Genomic DNA, 20,476 nt, shown 5'->3' with positions numbered 1-20,476 from the left:
CCATGCTCTACCGCGAAGCCGGACAATTCAAGACCAGCTATGTGGCCGACGGCCAGATCCTGCCGATCCGCCAGGACCGTATCGCCTTGCTGACCCTGCTGGCCATCGCGCTGGTCGCGGTGCCGCTGCTGGCCTCGCCCTACCTGCTGTCGGCGATCCTGATTCCCTTCCTGATTTTTTCGCTGGCCGCGTTGGGGCTGAACATCCTGACCGGTTACGCCGGCCAGCTGTCATTGGGCACCGCCGCCTTCATGGCGGTCGGCGCATACGCTTCGTTTAATTTTGTCGCCCGTATTCCCGGCATCCCGCTGCTGCTGGCGTTTACTCTGGGCGGCCTGAGTGCGGCGCTTGTCGGTATCGCCTTCGGTTTGCCCTCGCTGCGCATCCGCGGCTTTTACCTGGCGGCGGCGACCTTGGCGACCCAGTTCTTCGTGATCTGGTGTCTTACCAAGATCCCGTATCTGACCAACTACAGCGCCAGCGGCGTGGTCACCGTGCAGACCATGCAGATGTTCGGCTACCAGTTCGTCACGCCGCAAGCCAAATACCTGCTGGTCCTTTGCATCGTGGCCCTGATGGCGCTGCTCGCGAAAAACATGATCCGCTCGAACGTGGGCCGCTCCTGGATGGCGATCCGCGACATGGACATGGCGGCCGAGGTGATCGGTTTCCGGCCGCTGCGCACCAAGCTGCTGGCCTTCGCCGTCAGCTCCTTCTACTGCGGCGTGGCCGGCGCCCTGTATGCCTTTGCCTACCTCGGCACGGTGGAGCCGGAAGCCTACAGCCTCGACCTGTCGTTCCGCATCCTGTTCATGGTGATCATCGGCGGCGTCGGTTCCATACTCGGCTCCTTCCTCGGTGCCGCCTTCATCGTGCTGCTGCCGATCTTCCTGAACATGCTGGCCCACTCGCTGGGACTGGCGACCAACTATGCCTCGAACCTGGAACTGATGGTGTTCGGAGGTTTGATTATCTTCTTCCTGATCGTCGAACCGCACGGGCTGGCGCGCCTGTGGCAAATCGGTAAAGAGAAGCTGCGCCTGTGGCCGTTCCCCCATTGATCCGCTCGTATTCGCTCACATTCAATTAATAACTAAGCGCCGTTAATAACAAGGAGACACCATGAAAGTCATCAAATCCATCGTGCTTGCCGCCGCCCTGATGGGCGCCGGCGGGCAGGTCCTCGCCGCCGACCAGTTCGTCGCCCTGCCCTCCTACCGTGTCGGTCCCTATGGCGCCGGCGGTTCCGGCTTCTACGGCGGCATGATCGACTACTTCAACCTGGTCAACGCGAATGGCGGCATCAACGGCGTCAAGATGACCTGGGAAGAGTGCGAGACCGAATACAACGCTTCGCGCGGCGTCGAGTGCTACGAGCGCATGAAGACGAAAAACGGCGGCGCCACCCTGGTCGACCCGCTCTCGACCGGCATCGCCTACGGCATCGTCGACCGTGTCGCCACCGATAAAATCCCGATGACCATGCTCGGCTACGGCCGTTCGGACGCCGCCAACGGCAAGGTCTTCCCGTATGTCTTCCCCCTGATTACCAGCTACTGGAACCAGGCCGCAGCGATGATCAAGTACCTGGCCGACAAGAACGGCGGCTACCCGAAGCTGAAGGGTAAAAAAATCGTCTACCTGTACCACGACTCGGCCTTCGGCAAGGAAGCGATGCCGGTGCTGGATGCGCAGGCCCAGCAATATGGTTTCGAGCTGGTCAAGATCGCCGTGGCGCCGCCGGGCAGCGAGCAGCAGTCGCAATGGCTGCAAATCCGCCAGGCGCGCCCGGACCACGTGATCCTGTGGGGCTGGGGTGTGATGAACTCGGTGGCCATCAAGACCGCGCAACGTAACGGCTTCCCGCGCGAGAAAATCCTCGGCGTCTGGTGGGCCGGTTCGGAAGAAGACACGATCCCGTCGGGCGAAGCGGCCAAGGGCTATACCTCGATGACGTTTAACACCCCGGGCAACTATCCGCTGATCGACGAGATCAAAAAGAAGGTGTATGCAGCCGGCAAGGGCAACCTGGCCGACCAGAGCCGCATCGGCTCCGTGTATCACATGCGCGGCGTGACCCTGGGCGTGCTGTGGGTCGAGGCGATCCGCACGGCGCAGGAAAAGTTCGGCAAGGGGAAGACCATGACCGGCGAGCAGGTGCGCTGGGGCCTGGAAAACCTGAACGTCGACGCGGCGCGCCAAAAGGCGATCGGCGCCTTCGGCATGTTCCCGACCGTCAAAACGAGCTGCGAGGACCACGAGGGCTCCGGCGCGGTAAAAGTGCAGCAGTGGGACGGCAAGAAGTGGGTTGCGATCACGCCGAACTGGGTGGTCGGCGACAAGGCGCTGACGCGCAGGCTGCTGGAAGAGTCTTCGCTGGCCTATGCCAAGGAAAAGAACATCACGCCTGCCTGCATGCAGTAATCACTCGCTATGAACCGCCCCTGCCGCCTGGTGGGGGCGTTTTCGGAAGAATAAAACCATGACCAGCGCGCCCTACCTGTCCGTCAACAACATCGAAGTCATCTACGACCACGTGATCCTGGTTTTAAAGGGCGTGTCGCTGCAGGTCCCGAAAGGAAAGATCGTGGCCCTGCTGGGCGCGAACGGCGCCGGCAAGTCGACGACATTAAAAACGATCTCGACCCTGCTGCGCGGCGAACGCGGCGACGTGACCAAGGGAGAAGTGCGCTTCCAGGGCGAGCGCATCGACCAGCTGACGCCGAACGAACTGGTGCGGCGCGGCCTGTCGCAGGTGATGGAGGGACGCCACTGCTTCGGCCACCTGACCATCGAAGAGAATTTGCTGACCGGCGCCTACACCCGCAACATCGGGCGCGGCGAACTCAAAACGGCGCTGGAATCGGTGTACCACTACTTCCCGCGTTTGAAAGAGCGTAGAAACAGCCAGGCCGGCTACACCTCGGGCGGCGAGCAGCAGATGTGCGCGATCGGGCGCGCGCTGATGGCGAACCCGTCGATGATCCTGCTCGACGAACCCTCGATGGGCATCGCGCCGCAGATCGTCGACGAGATCTTCGGCATCGTGAAGGACTTGAATGACAAGGAAGGTGTCTCCTTCCTGCTGGCCGAGCAGAACACCAACGTCGCCCTGCGCTATGCCGACTTCGGCTACATCCTCGAGAACGGCCGCGTCGTGATGGAAGGGGCAGCGAACGACCTGGCCAACAACGAGGACGTCAAGGAGTTTTATCTGGGCGTCTCGGGCGCGGGCCGTAAATCGTTCAGGGACATGAAGTTTTATCGGCGCCGCAAACGCTGGCTCGCGTAACTCACTCTGGAGAAGCAGCATGACAAGCATCCCTTTCGATGCGCTGGAAACCCGTGCGCCCGAAGAACGCGAACGTGACCTGCTGGCGCGCCTGCCCGGCCTGATCGCACGGGCCAAAGCGGCGCCGGGCTGGGCGCGCATCCTGGACGGCGTCGACCCGGCCACCATTACCAGCCGCGCGGCGCTGGCGGCGCTGCCGGTGACGCGCAAATCGGATCTGAAAGCCCTGCAGGCCGAGCTGCCACCCTTCGGCGGCCTGAATGCGACGCCGGTCAAGGCACTGGCCCACGTCTTCATGTCGCCCGGCCCGATCTTCGATCCGGAAGGGCGCGGCGCGGACTGGTGGCGCTTCGCACGCCCCCTGTATGCGGCCGGCGTGCGCGCCGGCGGCCTACTGCAGAACTGCTTCAGTTATCACTTCACGCCGGCCGCCTTCATGGTCGAAAGCGGGGCTTCTCGCATCGGCTGCGGCGTGATCCCGGCCGGGACCGGGCAAACGGAGATGCAGGTCGAGGCGATGGCGGCATTGAGGCCGGACACCTATGTCGGCACGCCCTCCTTCCTGCGCATCATCATCGACAAGGCGAAAGAGACGGGCGCCGACATCTCGAGCCTGCGCAACGCCATGCTCGGCGCCGAGGCGCTGCCGGAATCGCTGCGTACTTGGTTTCGCCAGAACGGCGTAGCGAACGTGATCCAGACCTATGCCTCGGCCGACATCGGCAGCATTGCCTACGAGACGGCCAACAATGGCGTGCTCGATCCGGGCATGGTGCTCGACGAGGAGGTGTTATTGGAGATCGTGCGGCCCGGCAGTGGCGAGCCAGTAGCGCCGGGCGATATCGGCGAAGTCGTCGTCACCCTGTTCAATGCCGACTATCCGCTGATCCGTTTTGCGACAGGCGACTTGTCGGCGCTGCTGCTCGATCCCGTGTCCGGTCCGCGCACCAACAGCCGCATCAAAGGCTGGCTGGGGCGCGCCGACCAGACGACTAAAGTGCGCGCCATGTTCGTGCATCCGTCGCAGGTGCAGAACATCGTGCGCCGGCATCCGGAAATCGGTAAAGCGCGCCTGGTCGTGTCGGGGCAGATGGCGAACGACCTGATGACGCTGCACTGCGAAGTGCAGGATACGCCGGACCCGGCGCTGGCCGCGGCGATCGGCGCGTCGATCCGCGAGGTGACCAAGCTGCGCGGCGAAGTGGCCTTCGTTGCGCCAGGAACCCTGCTTGATGACGGCAAGCTGATCGAGGATGCGCGTGACTACAGCTGAGGGAGCGAACATGCTGGATCCCGATACCGCGGACCGGGTGCGCGCCAGCTTCGCGCGCCAGAACGCCATGCGCCTGATCGGCGCGAGCCTGGAGCGGGTGGCACACGGCCGCACCGAAATCCATCTGCCGCATGCGTCCGCGCTCGAACAGCAGCACGGTTTCATTCACGGCGGCGTGGTCGGCATGATCGCCGACTCGGCCGCCGGCTACGCAGCCATGAGCGTGGCGCCGCCGGGCTCGTCCGTGCTGACCGTCGAATACAAGATGAATTTGCTGGCGCCGGCCGATGGGGAACGCCTGATTGCGCGCGGGCGCGTGGTGCGGCCCGGGCGTACGCTGATCGTCACCCAGGCCGAGGTGTTCGCGCTCGAGGGTGATAAGGAAACGCTGTGTGCGCTGATGCAGCAGACCATCATGGTCATGCATGGCAAGGAAGAAAAATAGCGCCGGCACGGCCCGGTGCCAAATGTCCGCCCGTCATTGGAAATATTCGCGATAATTGGCGCATTGCTCTTTCACGTCAATACCCATGCAAGATTTTCATGTTACGCGCGCCCAGGCTTTGCTGGAACATGCGCACGAGATCGTTACTCCGGAACAGGTGCAGGATGCGGTGCGCAAGGTTGCCGATGTCCTGAACGAACGTTTCCAGGCGCCGGGCGCCGGCTTTCCGCTGGTACTGGGCGTGATGGGCGGCGCCGTCGTCTTCACCGGCACCCTGCTGCCCCAGCTCGCCTTCCCTCTCGAATTCGACTACATCCACGTCAGCCGTTATGGCGACGATGACCGCGGCGGCCAGGTCGTGTGGAAAGTCATTCCCCGTCAGAACGTAGCCGGCCGCACGATCGTCGTGCTCGACGACATCCTCGACGAGGGAGAAACCCTGGCCCACGTGAAGCAGCGCCTGCTCGACATGGGTGCGGCCGAGGTGATTATCGCCGTGTTCGCGGACAAGGATATCGGGCGCAGCAAGCCGATCGTGGCCGACATCACGGGCCTGACGCTGCCGAACGCCTTCGTGGTCGGCTTCGGCATGGACGTGTACGGCTACTGGCGCAACCTGCCGGGTCTGTGGTCGATCAGTCCGCAAGACCTGACGCCAATGGATGCGGAACCGGAGTATCCGATTCCGGATGCAAAACCCTCCTGAAACGGAGTGCACTACGAATAAGAAAGGCCTCCAACAGGAGGCCTTTTTGGTTTTGTAGGATGGGCACTCCGTGCCCACGCGGTCGAACCGTTGAATGCCATTAGCTCTGGCGAACAATCCTTTACATAAGCCAACTGGCTATACGACGCATTTCGAAATGCATACGTTGTACCGCGTGGGCACGGAGTGCCCACCCTACGAAAATCGCAACTCAGCGCAGGGAAAGGCGAGCCCGCGCCGCCTCGTATTCGCGCTTCAGGCGCTCGACCATCTCGGCGGTCGTCGGCACGTCGTCCATCAGGCCCACGCCCTGGCCGGCGCCCCAGATGTCGCGCCAGGCCTTGGCTTTCGAGCTGCCGTCGCCAAAGCTCATCTTGCTCTTGTCCGATTCCGGCAGCGCGTCCGGATCGAGGCCGGCATTCACGATCGACTTTTTCAGGTAGTTGCCGTGCACGCCCGTAAACAGGTTCGTGTAGACCACGTCGGCCGCGCTCGACTCGACGATGGCGTCGCGGTAATCGTCGCTGACGTTCGACTCTTTCGTCGCCAGCCAGCGCGAGCCGATGTAGGCGAAGTCTGCGCCCATCGCCTGCGCCGCCAGGATGGCGTCGCCGGTAGCGATCGAGCCGGACAGGGCGATCGGGCCGCTGAAGAATTTGCGCACTTCGCCGACCAGCGCAAATGGCGACAGCGCACCGGCATGGCCGCCGGCGCCGGCCGCGACCAGGATCAGGCCGTCGACGCCGGCTTCCAGCGCCTTCTGCGCGTGGCGGATCGAGACCACGTCGTGCAGCACAATGCCGCCATAGCTATGCACGGCGTCCAGCATCTCCTTCGGCGGCGCGCGCAGCGAGGAGATGATGATCGGCACCTGGTGCTTGACGCAGACTTCGACGTCGTGCTCGAGACGCGCATTCGAGGCGTGCACGATCTGGTTGACGGCGATCGGGCCGACCTTGGCATCCGGGTTGGCGGCCTGGTAGTCGGCCAGCTCCTTTTGCAGATCGGTCAGCCAGGTGTCGAGCAGCTCGGCCGGACGGGCATTCAGGGCCGGGAAGGATCCGACAATCCCCGCCTTGCACTGCGCCGCAACCAGGGCCGGACCGCTGGCGATGAACATCGGCGAAGCGATGACGGGTAAGTAAAGGTTTTGCAGTACGGTAGGCAGCGTCATGGGCAGCTTTCGAGCTTGGAGGTTAGTCGGACTGGCTGTCAGATTATAGAGTCAAAAAAGCACGATCGTGCTAGATCTGCGGCTCTAATTCATTGGTCGAGCAGGAAATTGCCGTCGAGGCGGGCGGCCTGGGCGCGGATCAGGGAGGCGATGGCCCAGTTGGCCACAGTCGTGTAGGCGGTGTCGATGGGTAGCGCGGCGACATCCATCTGCCCCATCGCACTGCGCACGACCGGAATCCCCGCAAGCAGTCCCGGCAGCTCCACCAGCGCAATCCGCTGCCGCTCGAGCAGCAGGAATTTCACCAGCACCTTGATCGCATTCTCCGCATTGCGCTGCGGCGCGGCCGACAGGTAGTCGAGCCGCGAATACGCGCGCTGCAGGGCGCCCGCGACGTCCGTGAACAGGCGGCCATGGCCGGGAATCACGACGCGCGCATCGAGCATACCGATCAAATCGAGCGTGGCGCGGGTTTCATCGAAACCGGACTCGCCCTCCAATTCCGGAAAAATCACGCCAAACCCGTTTTCCCATAGCGCGTCGCCCGCAATCAGGATGCCCTCGCCCGGACAGAACAACAGCACCGCATGCGGATCATGGCCGGGCGCGCCCAGCACTTCCCAGGGAATGCCGCCCAGCTCGATTTGCTGTCCCGGCGCCAGCAACGCGTTAAACCTGAACCGCGCGCATTGCTGCCCGGTGGCCCGATAGCTCAGGGCTGCTTCGTCCCAGGCGGCGACCTTGGCCGCTTCGGCTTGCGGAATGGCCGTGTGGCAGCTGTAGGTCGCCTGCAGTGCGGCATTGCCGCCGCAATGGTCCGAGTGCAAATGGGTGTTCAGCAGGCGCTGCAAGGGGCGCCCGTCGAGCGCGTGGCGTACCAGCGCCAGCGTTTGCGGCGCGTGGGTGAGATAGCCGCTGTCGACCAGGGCCGTTTCCTCTCCCGTGAACAAGACATTGTTCGCTGACAGCCAGCCGCGCTCGAAAAAGCGCATCGATGGCGGCAGGAGGGATGTCATCTCAGCCAAAATCCAGATCCGCTTCGCGCCGGCGGATTTCCGCCCAGACTGCGCGTTTGGTGGCGTCGCTGGCACTGCCCCAGGCAATGATCTCGTCGATCGTGCGCAGGCAGCCGCGGCACAGACCAGTTTTCTGGTCCATCTCGCACAGGCTGATGCAGGGAGATGGGACCGGCGTCTGCAGTTCGGGGGCCGATAGCGCGCTCATGCGGATGCCTCGCCATGCGCAGCAAGCTTTTTTGCCACACGTGCATTGAACCTGACCGGATCGATGACGCAACGCTCGTGCGTGCCCTCGCAGATGCGCTCCTGCTCGTCCCAGGCTTGCACCTTGAAACGCACGCGCTGGCCGTCGATTTCCAGCACTTCACCCTCGATGCGCAGGGTCATGCCGGGCGGCGTCGGCGCCACATGCTGAAAGCTGACCATGGTGCCGAGGCTTTGTTCACGCGGCCAATCGAGGAAAGGCATCATCCCGTGCACGCAGGCCAGCTCCATCATGCCGACCATGTAGCCGGTGGCGAGCACGTCGGGCATGTCGAGGCAGAACGGGGTGTCGTGGTAGAGCTGCGGCACGGTTGCGCGTGGCGGTACCGTGTACTGCCATGCGAAGCGCAGGCCGGGTTGTAATTCTGGACTCATGAAGAAAGAGATTACCCGATTCAATCGAATCGCGCTTGACCTCAGGGCTCAGGGGCGTAGACTTGCACCCAGATTTCACCATCCAGATGGATGGTGACAGGATGGTAACAGAACATCGTACATAAGGAAGGTGTAAGAAATGCGGAGCGAAATGATGACGACGAATGAACCGAAACCAAAGGTTGCGGATTCGGAAAAGATCACGATCAACCTCGGCATGATCGACCTGGGCCAGATCGATTTGCTGGTGAGCGAAGGTTTTTATAGCAACCGCACCGACCTGATCCGCACAGCCATCCGTAACCAGTTGAACACGCACGCCGACGTGGTGCGGCAAACGGTGGCGCGCCGCAGCCTGGTGCTCGGCATGCACCATTATTCGCGCGCCGACCTGGAAGCGGCGCAGCAGGCCGGGGTCCGCTTGCAGATCCAGGTGCTCGGCATGGCCAGCATCGCCGCCGACGTCCCGGTCGAACTGGCGCTGGCCACTATCGAATCGATTTCGGTGCTGGGCGCCCTTCATGCCAGCAGCGCCATCAAGGCTGCGCTGGCCGAGCGCATCCAGTAGCGCTCAACGGAAAACGGAAAGAACAACATGAAACTCATGAACAATAAACTCATTGCGCAAATGCGCGCAGCCACCCGCAACCTGCTGCACAAGCCGCACCTGGACACCAATAAAGTGATCCAGGATGCGCTGAAAAACGCCTCGGCCATGACCCAGGCCGCGCAGGCGCAACTGCAGGGCTTGTCTCAGGCGAACGGCAACGCCCACCTGCGCACGCCGGCCGACGTGCCCGACATGCTGGCCGAACTGGGCCGGACCTTCGGCCAGGGCGGCGCCGCCGCCAACGAACCGGCCGAGACTTTACCTGGCACCTTCAGCGAAGGCAGCTATACGAATGCGGCCGGCACCCGCAGTTATAAACTGTACGTGCCCAGCACTTACCAGGCCGCGGACACCGGCAAGGGCGCGGCCCTGGTCGTGATGCTGCACGGCTGCACCCAGGACCCGGACGACTTCGCGCTCGGCACGCAAATGAACGTGCTGGCCGAAGAGACCGGCTGCCTGGTCGTGTATCCGGCCCAATCGCGCCAGGCGAACGCCTCGCGCTGCTGGAACTGGTTCAACGACGTCGACCAGCAGCGCGGCCGCGGCGAGCCCTCGATCATCGCCGGCATCACCCGTAAAATCATGGGCAGCTACCGCATCGACCCCGGCCAGGTGTACGTGGCCGGCCTCTCCGCCGGCGGCGCCATGGCCACCATCATGGGCACCCTGTACCCGGACCTGTATGCGGCCGTCGGCGTGCACTCCGGCCTGCCCTTCGCCGCCGCCAGCGATCTGCCGTCGGCACTGGCCGCCATGAAAGGCCAGCTGCAGCGCCAGCGTGCGGACGAGACCCAACCCGGCCGCGCGATCCCCATCATCGTCTTCCACGGCGACCAGGATCACACCGTGCACCCGACCAATGGGGACGAGCTGATGGTGCACGCGCGCGATGCCGCGCACGCCATGGCGGTCGAACCGGGCCGCGTGCCTAGCGGCCACGCTTTTACGCGTACCCTGCACAAGGGCGCCGACGGCAAGGTGCACGGCGAACACTGGGTGATCCATGGCGCCGGCCACGCCTGGTCGGGCGGCAGTGCGCGCGGCACGTATACGGACGGCAAAGGGCCGGACGCCAGCCGCGAAATGCTGCGCTTTTTTGCTACCCACCGTTGAATGATCCCGCGTGCCCACCGCGTCCTGCGGCCCGACAATGGCGTCTCACGTCAACGGCGCGACAGGTCAATCATGCGCGCTCATGCGCCGCTGCCTACCGCAACGGCTCAATCGTCGCGTCGGAACCTTTTCTCGAGCGCCGCATCGGAGGCAGCCGAGGCAATGTGCGCACGCAGGCAGGCCGGGCACCAGCAGCCGGCCTCCACGCCGGGTACCGGCACCACCGGCGGCAGTTCGGTACACCAGCAAGGGGCGTCGCCGCCGTCGGCCATGGCACAGCCGAACGGGACGCCGCAGCGGGTACATAGACTCATGGCGCAGCCTCGCGCCAGCAATTATTCGTCATGTGTAATATCGTAGAAGCATTCATCGGCAGCGATCCTCACCCGGTCACACGATAAAATACAACAATCACGCCATAGAATGCCCACAAGGGCGCCCGTGTTGCCTGTAAAATCTCCGCCACATTTATTTCGGACTCCCCATGAACGCTCAGCTGACCAGCCTGAAGACCGAGGAACAATCGAGTGACCTGACCGCGGTCTCCCCGCAGATCAAGGCACAGATCCTGGCCGAGGCGCTTCCCTACATCCGCAACTTCCATGGCAAGACCATTGTCATCAAGTACGGCGGCAATGCCATGACCGACGAACGCCTGAAGCACGGCTTCGCGCGCGACGTCATCCTGCTGAAACTGGTGGGCATGAACCCGGTCGTGGTGCACGGCGGCGGTCCGCAGATCGACAACGCCCTCAAGAAAATCGGCAAGCAAGGCACCTTCGTGCAAGGCATGCGCATCACCGACGAAGAAACCATGGAAGTGGTCGAGTGGGTGCTGGGCGGCGAAGTGCAGCAGGACATCGTCATGCTGATCAACCACTACGGCGGCCAGGCAGTGGGCCTGACCGGCAAGGATGGCGGACTCATCCGCGCACGCAAGATGGCGATGCCCGACCGCGACAAGCCGGGCGAGTTCCTCGACATCGGTTTTGTCGGCGAAATCGAGGCGATCAATCCGGCCGTCGTGAAGGCGCTGCAGGACGACGCTTTCATTCCGATCATCTCGCCGATCGGTTTCGGCCAGGACGGCCAGGCCTATAACATCAATGCCGATGTCGTCGCCGGCAAGATCGCGGAAATTTTAAAGGCCGAAAAGCTGATCATGATGACCAACATCGCGGGCGTGCAGGATAAGGCCGGCAAGCTGGTGACCGACCTGTCGGCACGCGAGATCGACGAGATGTTCGCGGACGGCACGATCTCGGGCGGCATGCTGCCGAAGATCTCGTCGGCGCTGGACGCGGCCAAGTCGGGCGTGAACACCGTACACATCATCGATGGCCGCATCGAGCACTCTTTGTTGCTGGAAGTCTTGACCGAACAGGCTTTTGGCACTATGATCCGGTCGCACTAAAAAAATCTGATGGCGGCGTCCATGCCGCCATTTGACTATCTGCCCGCCCTTGTAGCTCAGTGGTAGAGCACTCCCTTGGTAAGGGAGAGGCCACGTGTTCAATCCACGTCAAGGGCACCACTCCCCCTCAGTACACCCGTTCCACCTGCAAGCCACGCTGGCGCAGCAGTTCCGGTACACCCTGTTTTCCCAGCAAGTGCATGAGCCCGACCGCGGCCACCGCGTTGTTTTCGCGCGCCAGCAGCGCCGCCAGCTTGTCGGCCATCGGGCCGTTGCGTTCGAATAGCACCACCTCGCGCATGAACTTGCCGCTCACGCTGTCGTCGGCCTCGACGCGGCGGGCGATGGCGTCGAAGGCCTTGCGGTCGGCCCGCTCGTAGGCGTCGAACAGCTCACGCCCCTCGCGCAACTGGCGCCCCGAAGCCATGTTGTCCAGCGTTTCTTCCAGCAATCTCCACTGGATGTCGATCGGCAGCCGGTTCATCAGCGCCGCCTGGTACTGCACCGACTCCAGCTCGACGATGCGCGATTTGCCGCGCGCGAGGCTGGCAAGGTGGAGGTCGACGCCCAGCGCCGGATCGACACCGAGTTTGACCATGTCCCCGACCGCGAGCATCGTTGCCAGTACCCAGGGTTTGAGTTGCGCCACGCCGGCCGGATCGATGCCCTGGCGCTTCATGGCGGCCTCCAGGCGCTTGCGGCGCTCGGCCGGCAGGCCGGCATAGCCCGGTCTGCCGGCCGGGAACAGGCCGTGCTCGCGGAAGGCCGCCGCTACGGCATCCGGATTGCTTGCCGTGTCGACTTCCAGCACCAGCGTGGGCGCGGCTGCGACCGCCTGGCCGATGCGCGGCTCGAGCGGATAGTAATCCGGCTTGCCCGCATGGATGGTGCCGTACAGGTACAGCGTGTGCTGGGCGTTCGTCACCTTGAACAGCGCGCCGCGTTCGGCAGCCAGGGCCTGATACGCCATCAGGAACAGGCTGAGGAAGACCACTATAATCGAACGTCGCATTCACCACTCCTGTCATCGCTAAAGTGCCGAATCATACCCCCGCCGCTCCCGTCTGGTTATTCGACCTGGACAATACTTTGCACGACGCCTCGCACGCGATCTTCCCGGCGATCAGCGCCAACATGAACACCTATATCGCGCGCGTGCTGCACGACGGCGTCACGCCGGTGACCCAGGCCCGCGTCGATGCCGCGCGCCTGGGCTACTGGAAGCGCTATGGCGCCACCCTGCTCGGCATGATGCGACACCACGGCGTCAGCGCCGCCCATTTTCTGAGCGAGACCCACGATTTACACGACTTGCGCGCCATGATGCGCTCGGAGACGGGCCTCGGGCGCCTGCTGCAAAAACTCCCGGGCCGCAAGATCCTGCTGACGAACGCGCCGCTCGATTATTCGACGCAGGTCATGCGCCACCTGAAACTGGGACGCCACTTCGCCCACCACATCGCGATCGAGCAGATGCACGTGCACGGCCAACTGCGCCCCAAGCCCTCGAAGCTGATGCTGGCGCGCCTGTTACGAAAACATGGCGTGGCGGCGCGCGACTGCATCCTGGTCGAAGACACGCTGGCGAACCTGAAAAGCGCGCGCCAGCTTGGCCTGGGCACGGTCTGGGTCACCCAGTACCTGCGCGCCAACGAACGCAGCACACTTGCGCAAATGCGTCCGCGGCGCTTGATTCGCCCAAATTATGTCGATGTCAAAGTAAAATCCGTGCGGCAGCTGCCGAAGCAGTTGCGGCGGCTCCGTCCTTTTACTTAACCTCTCTTTCGGAATCCCATGGCAAGTACCAAGCCAGGCCAGCGTAAACTGCAAATCCTCCAGGCCCTGGCGGCCATGCTCGAACAGCCCAAGGGAGAAAAAATCACCACCGCGGCCCTGGCGGCGCGCCTGGACGTGTCGGAAGCGGCGCTATACCGCCATTTCGCCAGCAAGGCGCAGATGTTCGAGGGTTTGATCGACTTCATCGAATCGAGCGTCTTCGGCGTCATCAACCAGATCACCGAGAAGGAAGAACGCGGCGTCGACCAGGCCTATGCGATCCTCACCATGCTATTGTCCTTCGCCGCCAACAATCCGGGCATGACGCGGGTGCTGATCGGCGACGCGCTGGTGAACGAGGACGAGCGCCTGCAACTGCGCATGAACCAGTTTTACGACCGCGTCGAGCTGGCCTGCAAGGGCGCGCTGCGCCTGGCGGCGAGCCAGGGCCATGGCGTCGAGGACGACGTCGCCGCGCGCGCCAGCCTGCTGGTCAGCTATGTCACCGGACGCTGGCACCGCTACGCCAAGAGCGGCTTCCGCCAGAATCCGGCCGAGGGGACGAGCGTACAATTATCGCTCCTGCTGGCAGCCTGACGACCTTGACCATGGACACGGTCTTTGCACTGCTCGACGATGCGAGCGCGGAGGGGCATGCACAGGCACGCTCGCGCCTGTACACGGGCCACGTCGGCACCCTGGCCTGTGCGGACGCCACCGGCTGGAACGAGGTGCTCGACGAGCTGCAGGCGGCGTTACAACGCGGCCTGTACGCCGTGCCCCTGCTCAGCTACGAGCTGGGCGCGCACCTGCTCGGTATCCCTTGCAAACCGCTCTCTGGGCCGCTGGCCCAGGTGCTGCTGTTCGAACGCTGCGACCACTTGAGCGCGACTGAAGCGCAAGCCTGGATCACCACCCGCGCGCATACCGAGACGCCTGCCGGCGTGGCCGGCATCGAGGCGAACGTCGACGAGGCGCAGTTCACCCAGGCGATCGACGCGATCCGCGCCTACATCGCCGCCGGCGACACCTACCAGGTGAACTACACCTACCGCCTGCGCTTCGACGCCTTCGGCTCCATCTACGCGTTGTACCAGCGCCTGCGCGCGCGCCAGCCGGTGCCCTATGGCGCCCTGGTCGGCCTGCCCGACGGCGGCGCCCTGCTGTCCTTCTCGCCCGAGCTGTTCGTGCGCTGCCTGGATGGCACCCTGCTTGCGCGGCCGATGAAGGGCACGGCGCCGGCCAGCGACGACGCGGCCGTCGATGCCGAGCGCGCCGCCGCGCTTGCATTGGATCCGAAGAACCGCGCCGAAAACCTGATGATCGTCGACCTGCTGCGCAACGACCTGGGACGCGTGGCGCAGACCGGCAGCGTGGCGGTCCCCAAACTGTTCGAGGTGACGCGCTTCGGCGCCGTACTGCAGATGACCTCCACCGTGCAGGCGAGATTGCGCCCTGACGTGCGGCTGGCCGAGGTGTTCGCGGCTTTGTACCCCTGTGGCTCGATCACGGGCGCGCCCAAGCGGCGCACGATGGAGATCATCGACGAACTCGAACCCGACCCGCGCGGCATTTATACGGGCGCGATCGGCTGGTTCGACCCGCCCGGCGACGGCCGCGCATTCGGCGATTTTTGTTTATCGGTGCCGATCCGCACGCTGGCCTTGGGGGCGGGCGAGGGTCTGCGGCGCGGAGAACTGGGCGTCGGCGCCGGCATCGTGCACGACAGCGACCCGCAAGCGGAGTTTGCCGAATGCCGGCTCAAGGCGCGCTTTTTGACCGGGCTGCCGAACGAATTCGAGCTGTTCGAGACCATCAAAGCCTCGTGGCAGGACGGACCGCGTCACCTCGACCTGCACCTGGCCAGGATCGGCGCATCGAGCGCCTATTTCGGCCTGCCTTTCGATGCCGTCGCGGCCGATACGCTGGTGCGCGACGCCTGCCTCGGCCTGCCGCCCGAAGGCGGCCTATACCGCCTGCGCCTGGCGCTGGCGGCGAACGGAGAGCTGACGGTGACGTCGGCGCCGCTGGCGCCGCTGGCGGAGCCGGTGCGCGTCGTGCTGGCCGACACGCCGACCCACTCGGGCGACGTCTTCCTGCGCCACAAAACCTCGGTACGCAACCGCTACGATGCCGCCTGGCGCGCCGCCGAGGCGCACGGCGCCTTCGACGCCCTGTTCTTCAACGAGCGTGGAGAGTTGACGGAAGGAGGACGCAGCAATGTGTTCGTGCGCCTGGACGGCCACTGGTGGACGCCGCCGCTGTCTTGCGGCCTGCTGCCCGGCGTGATGCGCCAGGTGGTGCTGGGTGCGCCCGCATGGGATGCGCGCGAGCGCGTGATCACGCGCGCCATGTTCGACAAGGCGGACGGCATCATGGTCTGCAATGCCTTGCGCGGCCCCATGCTGGCCGCGCTGGTCGACGCCTGATTACAACGCCGCTTCGATCCGCTTGAGCAGCTCCGGGTCTTCCGGCGTCACCTTGCTCGGGTAATACTCGATGACGTTACCGTCACGCCCGATCAGGTATTTCGTGAAATTCCATTTCGGCTCTTTTCCCGTCTGCTTGGCCAGCGCCGCATGCAGCGGATTGGCGTTGGCGCCGGTCACCACGGTCGGGGCGAACATCGGGAATTTCACGCCATAGGTGTTGTAGCAGAGGTCGGCGATTTCCTTGGTGCTGGCCGCTTCCTGTTTGAAATCGTTGGAAGGGAAGCCGAGGACCACCAGGCCGCGCGGGCTGTACTTGGCATACAGCTTTTCCAGGCCCTCGTACTGCTTGGTGTAGCCGCAATAGCTGGCCGTGTTCACGACCAGCACGACTTTGCCGGCGTACTGGCACAGGTCCTGCGGCGCTTCGTCCTGCAGGCGTTTAAAGCTTTGCTTCAGCAAAGCCGGGCAGCTGGCTGGCGCCGGCGTGGCGGCGACCAGTGGGCGCGGATTGACGACGCCGGTGGTCTGGGCGCTGCTCGATGCCGCTGCGGCCAGTAGTGCGAGGGAGAGGAGAAGTTTGGACATGGTCGTTCAGGCGTTGAGCTTGCGGTGTTCGATTTTCAGGCAGTGGTTCATGACCACGTCGAGGCCGGCGGCGCGCGCCAGGTCGGCGGCGGCCTGGTTCTCGATCTCGAGCTGCATCCACAGGCAGCCGGCGCGGATCGCGATCGCGTCGCGCGCCAGCGGCGGGATATCTTCCGACTTGCGGAAGCAGTCGACGATGTCGATCCGGGTGCCGTTGGGGGCCATCGCGTCGGCCGCTTCCTGCAGGCTGGCATACACCTTCTCGCCGAGGATCTCGTCGCCCACATACGCGGGATTTACAGGCAGGATGCGGTAGCCCTGCTCCTGCAGGTATTCGGCGACGCCGAAGCTGGCGCGGTCGGGTTTATTCGACAGGCCGACGATGGCGATGGTCTTGCTGTCCTTGAGGATTTGGGGGATCGTGCGCATGGTCATGATGAATAGTCGGGAGTCGCTGCTAGCTTAACAGGTTTGCATCGTTTACTCCGTGTTTGCACGCGCCTGGCGGCTGTGGAAAGATGGCGGCTTCCCGTTTCCGGACTCATCCATGAAAACCCGTCCCATCCTTGCCACCCTCCTCCTTGCGCTGGCCGTATCCGGCTGTGCCGTGAAACCGCCTGTCCAGGATCCGGCCGTCGTCGCCGTGGCCGACTGGGGCGGCACGCCGGCCGATCCATCAAAAGCACGCCGCCACACCATCACCCACATCACCCTGCACCACCAAGGCGAGCCTTTTAAAGCCGGCACCGATCCGCGCCAATACCTGCGCAACCTGCAGACCTGGTCGAGGAATACGAAAGGTTGGCTCGACATTCCCTACCACTACATCATCGACCTCGACGGCCGCGTGTATGAAGGACGGGATATTGCGTATGCGGGCGACACCAATACGGAATACGACCCGAGCGGGCATGCGCTGATCGAGGTCGTCGGCAATTTCGAAGAGGTAGAACCGAACCAGGCTCAGCTGGATGCGGTAGTAAAAGTGATGGCGATGCTGGCGAAAAAATACCAGGTGCCGGTCGAGCACATCGCCAGCCACCGCGACTATTCGAACAACACGGTGTGTCCGGGGGCGAACCTGTACCGCTACGTGCAGAGCGGCTATTTCAAGGAACAGGTGGCGCTGCGGCTGAAAGCGCAATAAAAAAAGGCAGCCCTGAGGCTGCCTTTCTTGTTACGGCTTGAAGAATCAACGACCGCGCGAACGCAGGCGCTGGATCGCTGCCAGCTGGGCGATAGCCGACGCCAGTTCGGCTTGCGCTTTCGCGTAGTCGATCTGCGCGTCCTGCGACTGCATCAGCTCTTCGGCCGCCTGCTTGGCCTGCTGCGCCTTTGCTTCGTCCAGGTCGGCACCGCGGATCGCGGTGTCGGCCAGCACGGTCACGCCGTTCGGCTGCACTTCAAGGATGCCGCCGGCGACGAAGACGAACTCTTCGCCACCACCGGCCACCTCGATGCGCACCGCGCCCGGGCGGATCCGCGTGATCAGCGGGGTGTGCTTCGGGTAGATACCCAGCTCGCCCGCTTCACCCGGCAACGCGACGAAGGTCGCCTCGCCGCTGAAGATCTGCGCTTCGGCCGAGACCACGTCAACGTGAATTGTGTTTGCCATGTGTGTCCTTCAGTTGAAGAGCCGACTTAGGCAGCCAGTTTCTTGGCTTTTTCGATCGCTTCTTCGATGGTGCCGACCATGTAGAACGCCTGTTCCGGCAGGTGGTCCAGTTCGCCCGATGCGATCATCTTGAAGCCCTTGATCGTGTCTTTCAGCGAAACGTACTTGCCTGGCGAACCGGTGAACACTTCAGCGACGTGGAACGGCTGCGACAGGAAACGCTGCATTTTACGAGCGCGTGCCACGACCAGCTTGTCTTCCGGTGCCAGTTCGTCCATGCCCAGAATCGCGATGATGTCGCGCAGTTCCTTGTAGCGCTGCAGGGTACCCTGGACCGCGCGGGCCGTCTCGTAGTGTTCCTGGCCGACGACCAGCGGGTCCAGCTGGCGCGAGGTCGAGTCGAGCGGGTCGACTGCAGGGTAGATACCCAGCGAGGCGATGTCACGCGACAGAACGACGGTCGAGTCCAGGTGGGCGAAGGTGGTAGCAGGCGACGGGTCGGTCAAGTCATCCGCAGGGACGTAGACGGCCTGGATCGAGGTGATCGAACCGGTCTTGGTCGAGGTGATGCGCTCTTGCAGACGGCCCATTTCTTCGGCCAGGGTCGGCTGGTAGCCCACCGCCGATGGCATACGGCCCAGCAGTGCCGAGACTTCGGTACCGGCCAGGGTGTAGCGGTAGATGTTGTCAACGAAGAACAGAACGTCTTTACCCTCGTCACGGAAGGCTTCGGCCATGGTCAGGCCGGTCAGCGCGACGCGCAGACGGTTGCCTGGTGGTTCGTTCATCTGGCCATAGACCATCGCGACCTTCGAGTTGGTCGGGTTTTCCAGGTCGACGACCTTGGCATCCGCCATCTCGTGGTAGAAGTCGTTACCTTCACGGGTACGCTCACCGACGCCGGCGAACACGGACAGACCCGAGTGCGCTTTTGCGATGTTGTTGATCAGTTCCATCATGTTGACGGTCTTGCCCACGCCGGCGCCGCCGAACAGGCCGACTTTACCGCCCTTGGCGAACGGGCACACCAGGTCGATGACCTTGATGCCGGTTTCCAGCAGGTCTTGCGATGGCGACAGTTCGTCGTAGACAGGTGCCGAGCGGTGGATCGATGCCATGCGCTCGTTGCTGACCGGACCGCATTCGTCGATCGGGTTACCCAGCACGTCCATGATGCGACCCAGGGTGGCGACGCCAACCGGGACCATGATCGGGTTGCCGGTGTTCTGGATGGTCATGCCGCGACGCAGGCCTTCCGAGCTGCCCAGTGCAATGGTACGGACGATGCCGTCACCCAGCTGCTGCTGCACTTCCAGGGTCAGTGCGGAGCCTTCCATTTTCAGTGCGTCGAAAACTTTCGGCATGGCGTTACGTGGGAATTCCACGTCGACCACTGCGCCGATACACTGAACGATTTTGCCATCAGCCATGTTCGTTCCTTCAGATATAGTTAAATTCTTGTCGTTTAGACCGCTGCCGCACCGGCGACGATCTCGGAGAGTTCTTTGGTAATCGCTGCCTGGCGGGTCTTGTTGTAGACCAGCTTCAGTTCACCGATGACGCTGCCTGCGTTGTCGCTTGCCGCTTTCATTGCCACCATGCGTGCCGACTGCTCGGACGCCAGGTTTTCAGCGACGGCCTGGTACACCAGGGCCTCGACGTAGCGCACCAGCAGTTCGTCGATGACGACTTGCGCTTCCGGCTCGTAGATGTAATCCCACGAGATCGCGCCCTTGTCCGCTTCCAGGTGTTTTGCCGGCAGCGGGAGCAGCTGCTCGACGACCGGTTCCTGCTTCATCGTGTTGACGAACTTGGTGTAGCACAGGTAAACCGCGTCCAGCTGGCCGTCCTGGTATGCGTCGAGCATGACCTTGATCGGGCCGATCAGCTTTTCCAGGTGCGGGGTGTCGCCGATCTGCGTCACGTGCGACACGATCGGCACGCCGACACGGTTCAGGAAGCCCAGGCCCTTGTTGCCGATGGCAACCGCCTCGACGCGGTTGCCCGCCGCTTCCAGTTCCTTCGACTTCAGCGTCACCTGGCGCAGGATGTTGGTGTTCATGCCGCCGCACAGACCCTTGTCGGTCGTGACGACGATGAAGCCGACAGCTTTTGCCTGCACGTGCTTGGCTTGCGCCATGAAGACGTGCGTGTACTCCGGGTTTGCGCCGGCAAGATTGGCGGTGATGTTACGAACCTTCTCACTGTAGGGACGGGCGGCGCGCATGCGATCCTGCGCCTTGCGCATTTTCGATGCGGCGACCATTTCCATCGCCTTGGTGATCTTCTTCGTATTTTCTACGCTCTTGATCTTGCCACGAATCTCTTTGCCTACTGCCATGAGTCCTTACTCCTTCCGGTCACCGGCGCCGCTCGCAAG

At 63.5% G+C, this 20,476-nt stretch carries 24 protein-coding genes and 1 tRNA gene; 14 read left to right on the top strand and 11 right to left on the bottom strand.

Translation table 11 applies throughout. The annotated features are described in order from the left end of the window. The first annotated feature begins 2 nt into the window (after positions 1-2). The 6 genes from C2862_RS19075 to C2862_RS19050 all read left to right on the top strand — a co-directional run bounded on the left by C2862_RS19075 (position 3) and on the right by C2862_RS19050 (position 5,716). On the top strand, positions 3-1,061 hold the full coding sequence (locus tag C2862_RS19075) for a branched-chain amino acid ABC transporter permease (protein ID WP_136221722.1): 1,059 nt from the start codon (positions 3-5) through the stop codon (positions 1,059-1,061). Positions 1,062-1,122: 61 nt separating this feature from the next. Further along, on the top strand, positions 1,123-2,424 hold the full coding sequence (locus C2862_RS19070) for an ABC transporter substrate-binding protein (protein ID WP_136221721.1): 1,302 nt from the start codon (positions 1,123-1,125) through the stop codon (positions 2,422-2,424). A 58-nt stretch (positions 2,425-2,482) separates the two neighbouring features. Continuing rightward, positions 2,483-3,292, top strand: coding sequence for an ABC transporter ATP-binding protein (locus C2862_RS19065; protein ID WP_136221720.1), 810 nt, complete (start codon positions 2,483-2,485; stop codon positions 3,290-3,292). Between the two features lie 19 nt (positions 3,293-3,311). Further along, a complete protein-coding gene (locus C2862_RS19060) occupies positions 3,312-4,565 on the top strand; it encodes a phenylacetate--CoA ligase family protein (protein ID WP_136221719.1) in 1,254 nt (417 codons plus the stop codon). A 10-nt stretch (positions 4,566-4,575) separates the two neighbouring features. Further along, entirely contained in the window at positions 4,576-5,010 is a 435-nt protein-coding gene (locus C2862_RS19055; RefSeq protein WP_136221718.1) for a PaaI family thioesterase, read from the top strand. Positions 5,011-5,095: 85 nt separating this feature from the next. Next, positions 5,096-5,716: a hypoxanthine-guanine phosphoribosyltransferase gene (locus C2862_RS19050; protein ID WP_136221717.1), complete on the top strand. Its 621-nt coding sequence runs from the start codon at positions 5,096-5,098 to the stop codon at positions 5,714-5,716. 211 nt (positions 5,717-5,927) lie between these two features. On the opposite strand, the gene C2862_RS19045 is transcribed toward C2862_RS19050, so the two are convergent. The 4 genes from C2862_RS19045 to C2862_RS19030 form a co-directional block, all read right to left on the bottom strand. Beyond that, the gene (locus tag C2862_RS19045; RefSeq protein WP_136221716.1) at positions 5,928-6,890 is read right to left on the bottom strand and encodes a nitronate monooxygenase family protein; all 963 of its coding nucleotides are present in this window, start codon (positions 6,888-6,890) and stop codon (positions 5,928-5,930) included. Positions 6,891-6,979: 89 nt separating this feature from the next. Further along, the gene (locus tag C2862_RS19040) at positions 6,980-7,906 is read right to left on the bottom strand and encodes an MBL fold metallo-hydrolase (RefSeq protein ID WP_136221715.1); all 927 of its coding nucleotides are present in this window, start codon (positions 7,904-7,906) and stop codon (positions 6,980-6,982) included. Between the two features lies 1 nt (position 7,907). Then, the gene (locus C2862_RS19035) at positions 7,908-8,114 is read right to left on the bottom strand and encodes a DUF1289 domain-containing protein (protein WP_136221714.1); all 207 of its coding nucleotides are present in this window, start codon (positions 8,112-8,114) and stop codon (positions 7,908-7,910) included. Beyond that, positions 8,111-8,548 (bottom strand): thioesterase family protein, encoded by a 438-nt coding sequence (locus C2862_RS19030; protein WP_136221713.1) that lies wholly within the window; start codon positions 8,546-8,548, stop codon positions 8,111-8,113. Before C2862_RS19030 ends, C2862_RS19035 begins: the two co-directional genes overlap by 4 nt. A gap of 154 nt (positions 8,549-8,702) precedes the next feature. Here C2862_RS19030 and C2862_RS19025 point away from each other — a divergent pair, with 154 nt between their 5' ends. Beyond that, entirely contained in the window at positions 8,703-9,116 is a 414-nt protein-coding gene (locus C2862_RS19025) for a CopG family transcriptional regulator (protein WP_136221765.1), read from the top strand. 27 nt (positions 9,117-9,143) lie between these two features. Beyond that, positions 9,144-10,274: a PHB depolymerase family esterase gene (locus C2862_RS19020; protein WP_136221712.1), complete on the top strand. Its 1,131-nt coding sequence runs from the start codon at positions 9,144-9,146 to the stop codon at positions 10,272-10,274. 107 nt (positions 10,275-10,381) lie between these two features. On the opposite strand, the gene C2862_RS19015 is transcribed toward C2862_RS19020, so the two are convergent. Next, positions 10,382-10,588 (bottom strand): cysteine-rich CWC family protein, encoded by a 207-nt coding sequence (locus tag C2862_RS19015; protein WP_136221711.1) that lies wholly within the window; start codon positions 10,586-10,588, stop codon positions 10,382-10,384. 170 nt (positions 10,589-10,758) lie between these two features. On the opposite strand from C2862_RS19015, the gene argB reads away from it, so the two are divergent. Continuing rightward, the gene (gene argB, locus C2862_RS19010; RefSeq protein ID WP_136221710.1) at positions 10,759-11,688 is read left to right on the top strand and encodes an acetylglutamate kinase; all 930 of its coding nucleotides are present in this window, start codon (positions 10,759-10,761) and stop codon (positions 11,686-11,688) included. 45 nt (positions 11,689-11,733) lie between these two features. Next, positions 11,734-11,808, top strand: a tRNA-Thr gene (locus C2862_RS19005). A gap of 7 nt (positions 11,809-11,815) precedes the next feature. Here the strand turns inward: C2862_RS19005 and C2862_RS19000 are convergent. Further along, a complete protein-coding gene (locus tag C2862_RS19000; protein WP_136221709.1) occupies positions 11,816-12,700 on the bottom strand; it encodes a TraB/GumN family protein in 885 nt (294 codons plus the stop codon). 23 nt (positions 12,701-12,723) lie between these two features. Between C2862_RS19000 and C2862_RS18995 the strand changes: the two genes are divergently transcribed. From C2862_RS18995 to pabB, 3 genes are read left to right on the top strand one after another with little or no spacing between them, the layout of a single operon-like run. Further along, positions 12,724-13,464 (top strand): HAD-IA family hydrolase, encoded by a 741-nt coding sequence (locus C2862_RS18995; protein WP_136221708.1) that lies wholly within the window; start codon positions 12,724-12,726, stop codon positions 13,462-13,464. Positions 13,465-13,482: 18 nt separating this feature from the next. Beyond that, a complete protein-coding gene (slmA, locus tag C2862_RS18990) occupies positions 13,483-14,061 on the top strand; it encodes a nucleoid occlusion factor SlmA (RefSeq protein WP_136221707.1) in 579 nt (192 codons plus the stop codon). Positions 14,062-14,072: 11 nt separating this feature from the next. Then, positions 14,073-15,893: an aminodeoxychorismate synthase component I gene (gene pabB, locus C2862_RS18985; protein WP_136221706.1), complete on the top strand. Its 1,821-nt coding sequence runs from the start codon at positions 14,073-14,075 to the stop codon at positions 15,891-15,893. Here pabB and C2862_RS18980 read toward each other — a convergent pair whose 3' ends face one another. Both C2862_RS18980 and C2862_RS18975 read right to left on the bottom strand, forming a co-directional pair. Then, positions 15,894-16,481, bottom strand: coding sequence for a glutathione peroxidase (locus C2862_RS18980; RefSeq protein WP_136221705.1), 588 nt, complete (start codon positions 16,479-16,481; stop codon positions 15,894-15,896). Positions 16,482-16,487: 6 nt separating this feature from the next. After that, positions 16,488-16,910 (bottom strand): CoA-binding protein, encoded by a 423-nt coding sequence (locus C2862_RS18975; RefSeq protein WP_136221764.1) that lies wholly within the window; start codon positions 16,908-16,910, stop codon positions 16,488-16,490. A gap of 118 nt (positions 16,911-17,028) precedes the next feature. On the opposite strand from C2862_RS18975, the gene C2862_RS18970 reads away from it, so the two are divergent. Then, positions 17,029-17,628: a peptidoglycan recognition family protein gene (locus tag C2862_RS18970; RefSeq protein WP_136221704.1), complete on the top strand. Its 600-nt coding sequence runs from the start codon at positions 17,029-17,031 to the stop codon at positions 17,626-17,628. A gap of 45 nt (positions 17,629-17,673) precedes the next feature. On the opposite strand, the gene C2862_RS18965 is transcribed toward C2862_RS18970, so the two are convergent. The 3 genes from C2862_RS18965 to atpG are packed head-to-tail and all read right to left on the bottom strand — an operon-like array spanning position 17,674 to position 20,437. Beyond that, positions 17,674-18,096 (bottom strand): F0F1 ATP synthase subunit epsilon, encoded by a 423-nt coding sequence (locus C2862_RS18965; RefSeq protein WP_136221703.1) that lies wholly within the window; start codon positions 18,094-18,096, stop codon positions 17,674-17,676. A gap of 26 nt (positions 18,097-18,122) precedes the next feature. Then, positions 18,123-19,526: a F0F1 ATP synthase subunit beta gene (gene atpD / locus C2862_RS18960; protein WP_136221702.1), complete on the bottom strand. Its 1,404-nt coding sequence runs from the start codon at positions 19,524-19,526 to the stop codon at positions 18,123-18,125. Between the two features lie 35 nt (positions 19,527-19,561). Next, positions 19,562-20,437, bottom strand: a complete 876-nt coding sequence (gene atpG, locus C2862_RS18955) for a F0F1 ATP synthase subunit gamma (protein WP_136221701.1) — start codon at positions 20,435-20,437, stop codon at positions 19,562-19,564. Positions 20,438-20,476: the final 39 nt, after the last annotated feature.

Origin of the sequence: Massilia sp. Mn16-1_5, from assembly GCF_004798585.1 — a bacterium.
Lineage (GTDB): Bacteria > Pseudomonadota > Gammaproteobacteria > Burkholderiales > Burkholderiaceae_D > Telluria.
This window is presented reverse-complemented; position numbering and strand designations above follow the sequence as displayed.